We start from the raw sequence: 13774 nt of genomic DNA, 5'->3' as shown, positions 1-13774 counted from the left end.
CGGTTCTGGAGCTCTCAGGCGGTGCTGGGGCCGACGTACCGGCGGAGCAGGCGCGTCGGCGGATCAGGCGGATCAGGCGGATGACCGGATCATCAGGAGATACGGGAGAAGCCCGCCCACTCCCTGATCGCGAACGTCGACCCGTTGCGCGCGACCTCCACCGCGCCCCGGCCGCCGAAGTGCGCCGGGAAGAGCAGCGCACGGTGCTCGGCGGCCTGGCCGAGCAGCCGGTGCCGGGTGGCGCGGGACAGCGCCGGGTCCTCGCAGAAGCAGGAGTTGGTGTCCGGCTCGGCGATCTGGAACGGGCTGTGCACCAGGTCCCCGACGAACAGGGCCTGCTCGCCGCCGGACTCCAGGGTGAGCACGGACGAGCCGGGGGTGTGCCCGGGCGCGAGGTCGAGCCGCAGGTTCCGGTCGATCCGGTACGTGCCCTCCCACAGCCGCGTCAGTCCCGCCCGGTGGACCGGCGCGACGCTGTCCTCGAAGACGTTCTGGTTCCCGCGGCCGAGCACGCTGCGGTGCCCGTTGGCCGGGTCCCAGAACTCGAAGTCCCGCCGGGTCATCAGGTACCGGGCGTTGGGGAAGGTCGGCGCCCAGGTCCGGCCGTCGAGGCGGGTGTTCCAGCCGACGTGGTCGACGTGCAGGTGGGTGTTGACGACGAGGTCGACGTCCTCGGGCCGCACCCCGGTGGCGGCGAGGTTCTCGAGGTAGTCCGTGTCCAGGTGGTTCCAGACCGGCGCGTGGGGCCGGTCCTTGTGGTTGCCCGCCCCGGTGTCGACCAGGATCGTGCGCCCCTCGCTGCGCAGCAGCCAGGACTGGACCGCGGTACGGCACTCGTCCGTCGCCGGGTCCCAGAAGTCGGGCGCCAGCCAGTCGCGATGCCGCTCCCACGAGCCGTCGGGGCCGGCCGGGCCGTTCGGGCCGTTCGTGCTGCCGGGGCTATCTGGGAAGAACCGGCCCGGAGACAGCCCGGCCGAGCCGTAGAACTCCTTGATCCGGGTGACGGTGACGTCACCGAGGGTGATCTGCTCCGGGTTCCGCCGCATGGGCTCCCCTCCTCGGGTCCGGGGCACGCGGTCGACCGTCCGCCGACCGCTCCCGACCGTTTCCGGTCGGGACCGAGCCTGGCCCCTCCGAGCGGCACCGACCAGCCCCCGCTCGTCCTACCCCGGCCTGTCCTACCCCTCACAGGGTGTGGCTGGGACCGCTCCGGGCGCCGAATACTGGGGGGCATGAACGGACCCGGCCCGCTCGGCGCCTTCCTCAGAGCCCGACGGACGCGGCTGCACCCCGAGGACGTCGGCCTGCGCGAACTCGGGCCCCGCCGTCGGGTGGCCGGGCTCCGGCGCGAGGAGGTGGCCCAGCTGGCGGGCGTCAGCGTCTCGTACTACACCCGGCTGGAGCAGGGCCTGTCCCGCGGGGCGTCGGCCGAGGTGCTCGACGCGATCGCCCGCGCGCTCCTGCTCGGCGACCACGAGCGCGAGCACCTCGACCGGCTCGCCGTCGCCGCCCGCCACACCCCCCGGGTGCGCCGGCCGCGACCCGAGCGGCTGGCGGACGAGACCCGCGACCTGCTCCGCGCGGTCGACGGCGTCCCGGCCGTGGTGCTCGGCCGCCGTACGGACGTGCTGGCCTGGAACACCCTCGGGCACGCCCTGCTGACCGGCCACGTGGACGTCCACGGCCCGGACGACCCGGCGCGACGCCCGAACCTGAGCCGGATGCTGTTCCTGGACGGGCACGCCCGGGAGCTGTACGTGGACTGGCAGCACAAGGCGCGCACGGTGGTCGGCAGCCTGCGCGCCACCGTCGGCCGGCACCCCGAGGACCCGCTGCTGGCCGAGCTGATCGGCGAACTGACCATGAAGAGCCCGGAGTTCGTCGCACTGTGGGGCGACCACCGGGTGGCGCCGTGCGACACCCGCTCCTACCGGCTGCACCACCCCGCCGTCGGCGCGCTCACCGTGACGCAGCAGATGCTGTCGATCGCCCGCTCACCCGATCAGGTACTCGTCGTCTGCACCGCCCCCGCCGGTTCCCCCTCCGAGGCGGCCCTCGCCCTCCTCACCCGGGCCGGCGTCGGCCGCGGGGTTCCGCGGAGCAGCGGTCCGCCCCGGAACGGCAAAGGGCCCGCACCGTGCGTGACGCACGGTGCGGGCCCCTGTCTGCCGGGCTAAAGCGCGGCAGGGAAATTACAGCGGGCGGATGTTCTCGGCCTGCGGGCCCTTCTGGCCCTGCGTGACGTCGAACTCGACCTTCTGACCCTCGAGCAGCTCGCGGAAGCCCTGGGCGACGATGTTCGAGTAGTGGGCGAACACGTCAGCGCCGCCGCCCTCCTGCTCGATGAAGCCGAAGCCCTTTTCCGCGTTGAACCACTTCACGGTGCCAGTAGCCATGAGAAATCTCCTTCGAGAGACTGTGCGAAGTCTGCACCATGCAGACATTCGAGTCGCCGCGATGAGAACCCGCCGGAAAGAGCCGGTAAAACAAAAAATGCGCCCGCAACAATAAGCAGGCGCACACAAAGTTCATGGGAACCACAACTGCAACTAAGAAGAGCTTAGCAGACTCCGGCCCGCCGGCGCGGATTTTCACTCGTCTATTTTTTTCCCGCCCTCCCGGGCGCGACCGTCTCGCCCCGAAAGCGACAGCAACGATCGATTCCCGCACCGGAGTTGGCGACACCGGACCCCGCGCCGCCCCGGTCATGATTTTTTCGCCACGCCCAGGGGGCGAGTCGCCCCGGGGACACCCGGCAACGGATTCACACCCTCCGGAACGGCCCGTTCCGTCGATTTTCGGAGCATACTGACCGGGATGAGGAAAACACCGGCAGTCCGACGCCCCCTGCCCACCAGCCCCTTCAAACCCCGGCCCGACGCACCGCCCAAGCTATTCGCGGTGGGCGACCGCGTGAGCCACGACAAGTATGGTCTCGGCCGCGTCCTCGCGGTGGAGGACGGAGCCTACGCGGCCGTCCTCGTCGACTTCGGCACCCGACAGGAGCGGATCGCCCCACCGTACGCCGCCTTGTTCACACTCTGACCGGCACACCCGCGGCCCTACCGTCACCGCTCCGGGGCGCATGCCGGAGCCCGATCGGCCGCTCACCTGGGTCCGGCCACCCGGCCGGACGCCAGGCGTTTCGTGATGCGTCGACGCGCCCGGCCCGCAGCCCGGTTCCGCACCACGCCCGGGCCACGCCCGCGCCCTGTCCGCCCCGCACCCGCACCCGCGCCCGCACCCGTGACGCGGCCACCCGGCGGCCCCGGCCACCCGCACGGCCCCGCGGACGGCTTCGGATTTTGGACTAGACCAATACCGATCCGGTCAACTCCTCCACGCCCCGTCCACGCGCCCTCCCCTCCCCCGTAGCGTGTCCACGCCTCGCACAGCGCGAGGACACCGTCCGGGGAGATCTCCATGAACTCGCTTACGGGTACGGCTCGTTGGACCACCGCCCTCGCGGCATCAGTCACGCTCCTGTGCGCCGTGCCGGCCGGCGCCACGGCCGGCACCACCGGCACCGCCCACACCGCCGACACCGCCGTCGGCTGGCGGGCGCTCGGCATCGCCGTCAGCTCCGACGGCAACCGCGCCTACGTCGTCGCCGAGGACCACGTCGGCACCGGCTACCCCACCCTCCTGCGCACCGTCGACACCCGCACCCGCACGGTCGTGGCGCAGACCCTGCTCAGCCAGGACGGCACCGCCGGCCGGCCCGCCCTCAGCCCCGACGGCAACCGGATCTACGTCCTCGCCGCCGAGCAGCTGCTGGTCGTCGACCTCGCCACGAACACCGTGCTGTCCCGCACGCCCGTCGACCGCCCGCGCGCGCTCGCCGTCAGCTCCGACGGCTCCAGGGTGTTCGTGACCCAGCAGGGCACCGCCGGCCCCGGCCGGGTGCTGGTCTTCGACACCTTCACCCGTTCCTTCACCGGCGCCGTCACACTGGGCGACCCCGACGTCGACGGGATCGCCCTCCACAACGGCGGCGCCGACGCCTACGTCGCCACCGGCGCGGGCGTCGTCCACCTCGACCTGACCGCTCCCGTCCCGACCGTCACCCGCACCGTCCAACCGCTCGCCGCCGCGACCGAGGTCACCGCCTCCCCGGAGGGCACCCGCCTCTACGCCCTCGGCAGCCGGGCCGCCCAGGGCTCCGGCTACGAGCTCGACCCCTTCACCGACACGTCCCGCACCGCCTTCACCCTCGGCGGCCCGGCCACCTCCGCCGACACCCACCTGGTGGCGGTCTCCCCGGACGGCGGCCGCCTGTTCGTCCTCAAGGACGGCTGGAAGCCCTCCGCCACCGTGCTGGCCTACGACACCGCCACCAACACCGCCCTCCCGGCCGCCGACCTCACCGGCTTCGGCCTGGACGGCGTCGGCACCGCCGCCCTCGGCCCCGACGGCCACACCCTCTACCTGGCCGGTCCGCGCGGCGAGACCAGCTACCTGAAGGCCGTCACCTTCTGACCCGCCCGCCGGGCGGGTGCGCGGCCCCGCGCCACCCCGCGCACCCGCCCGTCCACTCCCGTCCGCGCCCGTCCGCGCCCGCCGACGGGTCGGTGGCCCCGTCGGGTGATCCCAGGGCGCGGGTTCCACGGCGGCCCGTCCATAACTCGCATAGTCGGACTCGTCATACCAGCCGATCGTGGGACGAGCCGACCATGCGATTTGCCTGCCGAGAGATCCTCACAGCCGCCACCGCCCTGCTGCTCTCCCTCACCGGCTGCGGGTCGCCGCAGGAACGGCAGCCCGCACCGTCGACCCCCCGCGATCCGAGCTCCCCGGCCGCGCCCACCCAGGCAGGGCCGCGGGCGTTCACCCTCGTCGCGACCGGGGACGTCCTGCCGCACACGGAGATCATCCAGCAGGCCAAGGAGGACGCCGGGGGCAGCGGTTACGACTTCACCCGGATGCTCGCCGGGGTCAAACCGGTCATCAGCGCCGCCGACCTAGCCATCTGCCACATGGAGACGGTGTACGGCGCCGACGGCGGGCCGTTCACCGGCTACCCGTCGTTCATCTCGCCACCCCAGGTCGCCCAGGCGCTCAAGGACACCGGCTACACCTCCTGCGACACCGCCTCCAACCACACGCTCGACGGCGGCCCGGACGGCATCCGGCGCACGCTCGACGCCATGGACGCCGTCGGCCTGAAGCACACGGGCTCCGCGCGCAGCGCCGACGAGGCGGGCAGCCCCACGACGCTCACGGCGGGCGGCGCCACGGTGGCCCAGCTCGCCTACACCTACGGCACCAACGGCATCCCCCTGCCGAAGGACCGGCCCTGGGCGGTCAACCTCATCGACCGGGAACGGATCCTCACCGACGCCCGGGCCGCCCGCGAGCGCGGCGCGGACATCGTGGTGGTCAGCCTCCACTGGGGCACCGAGTGGCAGGACACCCCGGACGAGCAGCAGCTCGCGCTCGCCCGCGACCTGGCCGCCGAGCAGAGCCCCGGCCGGCCCGACATCGACCTGGTCCTCGGCACCCACGCCCACATCCCGCAGGCCTACGAGAAGATCAACGACACCTGGACGGTCTACGGCATGGGCGACCAGCTCGCCGGCCACATGTTCAACCCCACCGGCGCGGAGGACCCCCGGGGGAACTGGAGCTCGATCGCCCGCTTCACCTTCTCCCCGCCGCCCGGGCCCGGGCAACGATGGACCGTCACCAAGGCCGAGTTCCTCCCGCAGCTGACCGACCTCGGCCCGCCCTACCGGGTCCTCGACCTGACCGAGGCCCTCCGCCACACCCCCGACCGCGCCGACTACACCCGGGCCCTCGACCACATCCGGTCGGTCGTCCTGAGCCGCGACGGCGCCTCGGCCGGGCTCACCATGGCCCCCTGAGCGGACCGGCGCCGGAACCTCCGCGAAGCCCCGGGGCGCGGCTGCTCGCGAGCAGCCGCCCGGTGGGCGGCGACCAGGTCGCGGTACCAGGCGTCCTGCGACGCTCCCATCCCCGTGAGCCACCAGCTGGGGGCCCGCCCGCTAACGGCCGTCCGGTCGGGGCGACGGTGCGGCGATGTCCGTACGGAGGCCGGCGGCGTCGAGCCGCGCGAGGACCTGGGTCAGGTAGCCGTGGGCGTCCCTGACCGTGTGGACCGAGCGGAGCTGTCGGACGATGCGCTCGCGTTCGGCGGGGTGGAGCCGGGCGTCGTGGAGCGCCGCGACCTGGAGGAAGCCCTGCAGGGTGGAGCTGATCGGCCGGTCGGCGGTGGTCCGCACTCCGACCGGCCCCTCGCCCGGCCCGACCGGTGCCCCGTCGTCGCCCTCGTCGTCGCAGGTGAACCCGGAGTCGGCCGGAGCGGGCAGGGTCAGCGGAGCGTCACCGCGCGGCTCGGCCGCGGACAGCAGGTGGAGGAAGTCATTTGGCTCCGGCGTCACGCAGGGTGAGGCTCGGCAGGTGGTAGAGGCGTTCGACCGATGCCAGCAGCGATCCGTGGTCGTAGACGGTGTGGTCGATCAGGTTGCAGTTCCGGCCGTCCGGTCCGCTCGGCCGGACGGCCGGGACCCACGGCGAGACGATGACGGCGGGGACGCGGACACCGAGTCGGTCGAACCGGAAGCCGTGGCTGTTGTGCGCCGGGTCGGTCACGTCACCGGGCGGGACGGCGGCCGGCGGCTCGACATGGTCGTAGAAGCCGCCGTGCTCGTCGTAGGTGATCACCAACAGGCTCGACTCCCAGTGCGGCGACTGCCTGATCGACTCGTAGACGTACTTGATCAGGGCCTCGCCCCGGGTGACGTCGTCGATCGGGTGCTGGCTGTTGCCGCACTGGAAGTTGCCGCCGTGGCTGAGGACGTGACCGTAGCTGGGTTCGATGAAGACGTACGAGGCGGCGAAGTCCTGATGCCGCAGATCCCCGGCGAGCTCGTCCAGGCCGTGGAAGCGCTCCAGCATGGTGGGCAGGTCCATGCCCGCCAGCGCGCTGACCTGCGGGAGGGCGTCGCCCTGGTAGACCTGCCAGTCGCACCCCTTGCTGTCGAGCGCGTCGTAGATCGTGCCGTTCTCGAACTGGTAGCCGTCGACCTGCGAGGCGGCCAGTTCCAGCGGGTCCGGACTGCGGTCCAGCCCGCCCGAGGTCGCCGCGTGCAGGAAGAACCGGTTCGGCCAGGTCGGCCCCGGCAGGGCGCAGAACCAGTTGTCGCACACCGCGAACTCGCGGGCGAGCGCGCTGATCACCGGCACCTGGTCCGGGGTGAAGCACGCCATCACCGCCCCGAGGTCCGCCAGGGCCGAGGCGTCGCCCTTGGCCACGGCCTGGTTGGCGTAGTTGTCCACGAACCCCTGCATGGTGAGCGTGGGGTAGCTGCCGCCGTAGTGGCACGTGTCGTCCCTCGGTGTGCCGGTGATCGGCACCGAGGCCAGCTGGAGCTGGACGTCGCAGAACTCGTGCGGCGGGTCGACCGGCATGACGAAGGGCGCGCCGGCGCGCACCGCGAAGACCTGACCGTCGTGCGTGTTCGTCAGGCTCGCCGAGGGCCCGTTGACGGTGGTCGGCGCGCCGCTCACCGCATCCACCCCGACCCCCGGCCGGAAGCCGGACCCGGCGTCGACCGTGCCGGTGGAGACGCCGAGCATGTGGTCGAACGAACGGTTCTCCAGTACCAGCACGAAGACGTGCCTGATCCGCCCCTCCGGCCGGGTGGCCGGACCGAAGACGCGGCAGGGGATCCAGAGGACCAGCCACACCACGTACGCCACCGCCGTGAGGACCCAGTAGAGGACCCAGGCGAACGCGCGGCAGACCCGGTTCGCCAGCCGGTACCAGGCCTGGCCGAGCAGGTCGGCCACCCGGTAGAACGCATCGCGGAACCACGAGGACAGCGCCTGGTCACCACACCGGCCGGCACCCCGATCCGCCCACTGCGCACACCTGTCGGCCCCCTCGTCCGCCCACCGGGAACAGGCCCGGACCAGCCTCGCGCGCCACTCGTCCCGGGTGCGGGTGATCGAGTACCGGACCTCACCGCACGGCGACATCCGCCGCCTCCTGCTCCGCGGGCGACCGCAGCACCCGGCGGGTCACCGCCCGAAGCCCGGCATCGGCGAGCCTGCCGACCCGCTCCGGCCCGGGCGCGTCTCCGGTGTTTCCGGTGTGTCCGAGCGCGCTGCGCCCTCTACTGGCCTGTCCTTCCAGGCAAACACCGTTCGATGGCCCGCTCAACCCGACGGCAGCAGGCGCCCGGCCGCGGGGAAGACGGCGCGGACGACGGCGCCGACACCACCGCCGGGGGCGCTGCCGGCGGCATCGATTCGCAGGCGCAGGCCGGAGAGGGCGGGGCCAGCTCACGCGGCCCGCTCCGGGTCCGCACCCGAACCACGGCGGCCGACAGCCCGAGCGCCTGCACCACGGTCCGGCAGAGCAGCGGCGGTGCGTCCGCCGGGTTGACGGCATTGAACCCCTCGGCCCGTCGGACGGGCTGTCATTCTATCCGTGTCGGTGGTCTGCCAAATCGTCGAGGAGAAGGTCGGCGACCACCTCTTCGACCACTGCGGTGCGCAGTTCGGCCATGGAATCGACGAGTCTCCGGTCCCACGGTGCGGGCGTCAGACGCCCCGGGTCGGGGCCCGAGGGAACCCGTGGCGCGGCGGCCCGGTAGTCGTCGGCTGCCATCCGCCAGGGGGCTGCGCCGGTCTTGGCCATGACGTGCGCCGCGATGCGGATGCCCTCGCCGTCGAAGTCGCCGTGGTAGCGCAGGGACGCGCCGTCGTCGGCGAGTCGGCGCAGCAGGTGGATCACGGCGGTGTTGGGCCAGCCGGAGGTGCAGACCAGCGGCGGGCAGTGGGGGCCGAAGCGGCGCAGGCTCAGGGCGAGCACGCTGGGGTTCTCGGTGATGTGCACGGGTCCGGTGGGACCGGTGAATTCGCCGGGTGAGCGCACTTGGGCGAGGGTGAGGCTGACGGGGTGGCCCGCTCCGGCGCAGATCCGGGAGATCTCGGCCACCGGGCCCTCTCCCCCGGGGCGGAGACCGACGGCGAGCACGGTGGCCGACAGCTCGTCGTCGGCCACGCCGGCTCGACTCCACAGTGCGCGCCGCCCTTCGGCCGTTTCGGGCATGTCAGTGCCGTACAGCACCGCCAGTGCCCGCAGGACCAGGGAGGAGAGCCGGGTCCCGTCGTCCAAGGCGTGGGAGTCGCCGTCGAGGAGGCGCGCGGCGAGGACCGGTAGCGGCTCACCACCGGCCGGGAGCGCGGCGAGGACGGTCAGCGCCGCGGCGATGAGGCCCCGGGTCCGCTCGGGTGAGCCGTCGACGAGGCCGCCGGCCCGCAGGTGGCCGACCCAGTCCAGCAGGGCCGGCTGGACGGTGACCACCTCGTGACCGGCCAACCACGCCCACAGGGCCTCGCGTTGGCCGGTCCTGTGGTGGCGCTCGGCGGCCCGGTCGTGGATCGGGCCGAGGATCGCGGTCACCACGTCCCGGACGGGTCGGCCGCAGGCGTCCAGCACGGCACTGTCGAGCCCGGCGAGGGGGATCGTCGGTTCGGCGCCGGGGAGCCGGTCGAGCCCGAGGAGGTCGGCCAGTGCCTCCCGGCCCGCCTCGTCGAGTGGTCCGGACCGTACCCGGCTGACGGGGCGACCGGTCGAGAGACGGCCGTGAACGGCCGACCACAGGGGTCGGAGCTCGGGGAGGTCGAGGGGGTGGCGGTCCGTCATGCCGGTTCTTCCGCGTCGGCTTCGTCGGGCAGCAGGTCGGTGCCCGTCCAGGTGAAACGGGCACTGGTGACGGCGTCGTCGCCGTCACCTCCGGTGATCAACTGGTGGACGGCGATGCCGGAGAGCTCCCGGTAGGTGCACCATTCGTGGTCCGAGGTGAGCACCAGGTCGAGGTCGAGTGCCGCGAGGAGGCCGAAGACCTGCCCGCGGTTGACGGTGTCGACGCCGACGAAGACCTCGTCGAGCAGGATCAGCCGCGGAGACTCCGGCACCGCCTCGTAATGGGCGGCCACGGCGGCGAACAGCGGCAGGTGGAGGGCGATGGCCTTCTCGCCGCCCGAGAGCGCGCCGTGGAGCTTCTTGGTGAGCAGCTGCCACCCGGAGCCGTTAGCACGGTCCAGTTTGACGACGAACTGGTGCCAGGCCGTGTAGTCGAGGACCTCGGCGAGCTGCTCCTCCCAGGTCGCCGCCGTGTTGCGGGTCTTCGCTTCCTCGATCCGGCCCCGGAAGAAGGCGTGGAGGGCCTCACGGTCGGCTTCGGTGATCCGCGCCGGGTCCTTGAGCAGCAGCTCACGGGCCGTCCGGGTACCGGCGGGCAGGTCGGGGTGGATCTGCCACACCAGACGGACGGCCACCCGTGAGGCAGTGCGGATCCCTTCGAGGTGGCCGTTCATCCGCTCGACGAGTTCACCGGCCTGACGGATCCGGGAGGCGAGGTGGCGGCGCGTGTCGCCGGTGAGGGTCCGGTCGAAGAGGCCGCGTTCGGCTGCGGTGATGTCGTCCTGACCGCGGTCACGCTCACCGGTGAGGATGACGAGGAGGCCGGTCGCGCCGACCCGGATGCCGTCGACGGTGGCGGTGAGGACCTGGACGTCCTCCTCCGCTTCGAGCTCGAGGTCGGCGCGGCTGCTGAGGCTCTGACGGGCTCGGTGGACGGCCTCGGAGAGACGGTTCAGGGAGTCACCGAGGTTCCTGGTGCCGTGCGGCAGGTCGGGCCACGCGGCAGCGGTCTCGCGCGCCGCTTCGAGGGTGGCGCGGGTGCCGTCCGCGGAGGTGAGGACGAGCCCGAGGCCCGCGTCCTCGGGGAATCCGAGGACGCACAGGCGCCGGAAACCATGGGCGGCCTCGTTCCGGGCCTCGACGGCCCTGTCGTGCAGGGCCTCGTCCTGGGCCGCGGTGGCGCCGAGCGCGCCGATGCGGCCTTCGAGCGCGAGAAGTGCCTGGGTGCCGGATTCGAGGTCGCGGCGAACGCGGTCGAGGGACTTCCGGAAGTCACTGATGCGGGCGGCCACTTCGCGGTAGTCCTCACCGACGGTGCTCTCGACCGCCCGGAGCGTGGAGCGGAGCCCACGGGCGGCGGCCTCGGCGGTCTCGGCCTCCGCCAGGCCCTCGGCCGCGGCCCCCCTCGATGCCTCGGCATGGCCGCGCGCGGAGTGCCAGGCATGGTCGGCGGCTGTCCAGGCGAGATGGGCGTCGAGCCAGACGTCGGCCTGTTCGCGCAGCGCTTCGACGGCCGCGGCGGTCTTGTCCAGGGCGGCGCGTTCGGTCGGCAGGGCATGCTCGGCGGAGGCGACGGCGAGTGTGCGCAGCGCGTCCGCGACCGCCTTCTCCTGCCGCGCGAGCTGTTCGACGGCCTCCCGCACGGCGTCCTCCCGAGCGCCCACCTCGGACTCGGCCCGGTCCCAGCCGCCCTTGGCCTCCTCCACGTCCCGGTGGTGCGGCCGGGAGCGGAGGTCGGCTTCGAGGCGCGTCCGACGGTCGGCGAGGGCGTGCAGCCGCGTCTCGTAGCCGACGACGGCGGTGTCGGCCTCGGCCAGTTCGGTGGTGAGTTCCGCGATCCGCCGCTGCCTGGCGCGTTCCCGGGCCGCGGCGCCGATGTGGCTGGACTCCTCCTTGGCCCAGGAGCCGACCGCCATCGCCAGCCGCCAGCTTCCGTCGGCGCCCACGACTGCCGGGTGGTCCGTCGTCAGTGCGGGGCCGTAGGCGACACCGGCAAGCAGCCGCCGCACCCGGGCGGGCGGCACCGGGCCGCCGGGTTCCGGAGCCAGGACGTCGAGCAGCGAGGGGCCGGGTGCGGGCGCGGCCGCTGCCGGATCGGCCAGGACGTCGTGCCCTGCGACGACGAGACCGCCGTCGGGGGTCATCCAGGCGTCGAGCAGGCCGGCCGCTTCGAGGGCCGCTTCGACGCCGGCCTGATCGGCGGGCGGAACGTCCGGCCGGAAGGCCAGCAGACGCCACAGTGGCGCCCCCGGCAGGACCGACCGGTCGGCCGTGCGAGTCCGTGGTGGAACCGGCGGGAGATCGGCCGCGGCCGCGATGCGTTCCAGTTCCCGGAGGACCCGGTCACGCCCGGCGCGGGCGTCGTCCCGGCCGGCGCGGGCGGTCGTCTCGTCGGCGGTGATGGAGCTCTCCGCCGCCCGGGCCGCGGCTTCGACCAACACGAGGACATCAGTCTCGACGGCGGCACGGGACGCGAGTTCCTCTGCGTCGTCGATCGAGAGTTCCGCGCAGTCCTCCCTCGCCCAACGACGCAACAGGGCGGCGTGGGCGTCGACGGCGGCCTGGTAGGCGCGGGCGTTCCCCTCGCGCTTCGCGGTCGCCCCGGTCAGCCGTTCGCGCGCCGAATCGAGGTGCTGCTCCGCCGTCGTCCGGCCCGCGAGGAACCGTTCGTGGCGCTCGACGGCGGCTCGGACGTCGGCGATCTGGTGGTGCCGCGAGACGACCGCACCGCGCAGCAGACGGCGCGCCGTACGCCCCTGCTCCTCGTTCTCCCCCGACGGACCCGGTGCGGTGCCGAGCACCGTCTGCACCTCGGCGCAGACGGACTCCATGGCTGCTCGCCGCGCCGCGCCACGTGCCTCCTCGCGAGCGGCCCGGGTGTGTTCGGCCCGCTGTTCGGAACGCAGCCGCGCATCGTCGGCACGCCCCGCGTCCTCGTCGGCCGCCCGAACCTTCCGGTCGGCGGCGGTACGGGCCCGGGCGGCGGTCTGGTCGGCCTGCTCGCTCCTACGACGGAGCTGGTCGAGCTCCTGCCCCTGCCGGTAGACCTCGGAGTCGAGCAGCCCCTCGATGGCGCCCTCGATCTCCTGCCGCCCGTGTTCGAGTTCCTGTTGCGTCCGGTTGCTCTCGTCGCGCTCACGCACGGCTCCCGCGTGCGCCTCCCCGCTCTCCCTCGCGAGGCGGGCGAGGTTGTCCATCTCGGTCGTCGCGGAGATGAGACCGGCTGCTCCGGCACGCAGGACGCGCTGGGCGTAGCCGCGTTGCTGGTTCGCGACGGCGGTGGCCGCGGCCACCTCGTCGTCCAGTGTCTTCAGGTGCTCGCGCTGGCGGTCGAGGCGCTCGAAACCCTCGGCCAGTTCGGTGATCTCGCCCTGGCCGAGCGGGGGCAGCGCCCGCGAGAGCAGCGAGGACAGCAGCGACGGATCCAGGCGCTCCGAGAGCTTGGGGGTGCGGAGCTGGAGCAGCGCGGTGATCAGGGCGTCGAAGCGCTGCTCGCTCAGCCCGGGGAAGAGCGTGCTGCGGACCGTGTTGCGGTAGTCGGTGGGTGCCCCGTGCAACTCGCCCCGGCCGTGCAGGGCATCGGCCAGGGCGGCGCGGGTGAGCGGCTGGCCCGCGTCGTTGACCAGGGAGAGACCGCCTGGGCGGTCGATCCGCGCGCCGGTGGTGAAGTAGTCGACGGTGGCACCGGGGGTGTGCACGCTGGCCTGGAGCCTGGCGCCGCAGGTGAACCACCCGGGATCGCCGTCACCGCGGACGAACTCCAGCCACACGTACCCGACGCGGGTCTTGCCCGTGGTGCCCTCCCCCATCAGGTTCCAGTGCATGGTGCGCTCGGAGCCGCCGAAGGTGGACAGCCGGTTGGGTCGCAGGCTCGCGTCGAACAGGAACGGCAGGAGCACCTCCAGCGCCTTCGACTTGCCGGTGCCGTTCTGCCCCCGCAGGAGCAGCCGGCCCTTGTGGAAGGTGAAGGTCTCGTCGTAGTAGCGCCAGACGTTGAGGATGCCGGCCCTGGCGGGCCGCCATCGCACGGCTGCGGCCGCCGTCGGGGGCACGGGGCTCTGCGGTGGCTGTGTCACGGTCATCGGAGGTCTTCCCTGG

Annotated in this window: 10 protein-coding genes; 4 read left to right on the top strand and 6 right to left on the bottom strand. The window is 73.1% G+C overall.

What is annotated here, in order from left to right:
• Positions 1 to 92 precede the first annotated feature (92 nt).
• Positions 93 to 1046: an MBL fold metallo-hydrolase gene (locus tag ACFCY1_RS19305; RefSeq protein ID WP_375875344.1), complete on the bottom strand. Its 954-nt coding sequence runs from the start codon at positions 1044 to 1046 to the stop codon at positions 93 to 95.
• 186 nt (positions 1047 to 1232) lie between these two features.
• Here ACFCY1_RS19305 and ACFCY1_RS19300 point away from each other — a divergent pair, with 186 nt between their 5' ends.
• A complete protein-coding gene (locus ACFCY1_RS19300) occupies positions 1233 to 2177 on the top strand; it encodes a helix-turn-helix domain-containing protein (protein WP_375875343.1) in 945 nt (314 codons plus the stop codon).
• A 15-nt stretch (positions 2178 to 2192) separates the two neighbouring features.
• Here the strand turns inward: ACFCY1_RS19300 and ACFCY1_RS19295 are convergent, their stop codons facing one another.
• A complete protein-coding gene (locus ACFCY1_RS19295; protein ID WP_049649849.1) occupies positions 2193 to 2396 on the bottom strand; it encodes a cold-shock protein in 204 nt (67 codons plus the stop codon).
• A gap of 517 nt (positions 2397 to 2913) precedes the next feature.
• Between ACFCY1_RS19295 and ACFCY1_RS19290 the strand changes: the two genes are divergently transcribed.
• From ACFCY1_RS19290 to ACFCY1_RS19280, 3 genes are all read left to right on the top strand, one after another.
• A complete protein-coding gene (locus ACFCY1_RS19290) occupies positions 2914 to 3045 on the top strand; it encodes a hypothetical protein (protein WP_375875341.1) in 132 nt (43 codons plus the stop codon).
• Between the two features lie 378 nt (positions 3046 to 3423).
• Positions 3424 to 4479: a YncE family protein gene (locus ACFCY1_RS19285; protein WP_375875340.1), complete on the top strand. Its 1056-nt coding sequence runs from the start codon at positions 3424 to 3426 to the stop codon at positions 4477 to 4479.
• A 194-nt stretch (positions 4480 to 4673) separates the two neighbouring features.
• A complete protein-coding gene (locus ACFCY1_RS19280) occupies positions 4674 to 5864 on the top strand; it encodes a CapA family protein (protein WP_375875339.1) in 1191 nt (396 codons plus the stop codon).
• 141 nt (positions 5865 to 6005) lie between these two features.
• Here the strand turns inward: ACFCY1_RS19280 and ACFCY1_RS19275 are convergent, their stop codons facing one another.
• From ACFCY1_RS19275 to ACFCY1_RS19260, 4 genes are all read right to left on the bottom strand, one after another.
• Positions 6006 to 6401 carry a hypothetical protein gene (locus ACFCY1_RS19275; protein ID WP_375875338.1) on the bottom strand — a complete coding sequence of 132 codons (396 nt, stop codon included), beginning with the start codon at positions 6399 to 6401 and terminating at the stop codon, positions 6006 to 6008.
• Complete coding sequence (locus tag ACFCY1_RS19270; RefSeq protein WP_375875337.1) at positions 6382 to 8001, bottom strand: alkaline phosphatase family protein; 1620 nt, start codon at positions 7999 to 8001, stop codon at positions 6382 to 6384. Before ACFCY1_RS19270 ends, ACFCY1_RS19275 begins: the two co-directional genes overlap by 20 nt.
• 448 nt (positions 8002 to 8449) lie before the next feature.
• A complete protein-coding gene (locus tag ACFCY1_RS19265; RefSeq protein ID WP_375875336.1) occupies positions 8450 to 9676 on the bottom strand; it encodes a TIGR02679 family protein in 1227 nt (408 codons plus the stop codon).
• Positions 9673 to 13758, bottom strand: a complete 4086-nt coding sequence (locus ACFCY1_RS19260) for a TIGR02680 family protein (RefSeq protein ID WP_375875335.1) — start codon at positions 13756 to 13758, stop codon at positions 9673 to 9675. The genes ACFCY1_RS19265 and ACFCY1_RS19260 overlap by 4 nt, the downstream gene beginning before the upstream one ends.
• Between the last annotated feature and the right edge of the window lie 16 nt (positions 13759 to 13774).

The sequence above is a fragment of the Kitasatospora sp. NPDC056273 genome (assembly GCF_042268845.1).
Taxonomy (GTDB): Bacteria; Actinomycetota; Actinomycetes; order Streptomycetales; family Streptomycetaceae; genus Kitasatospora.
This window is presented reverse-complemented; position numbering and strand designations above follow the sequence as displayed.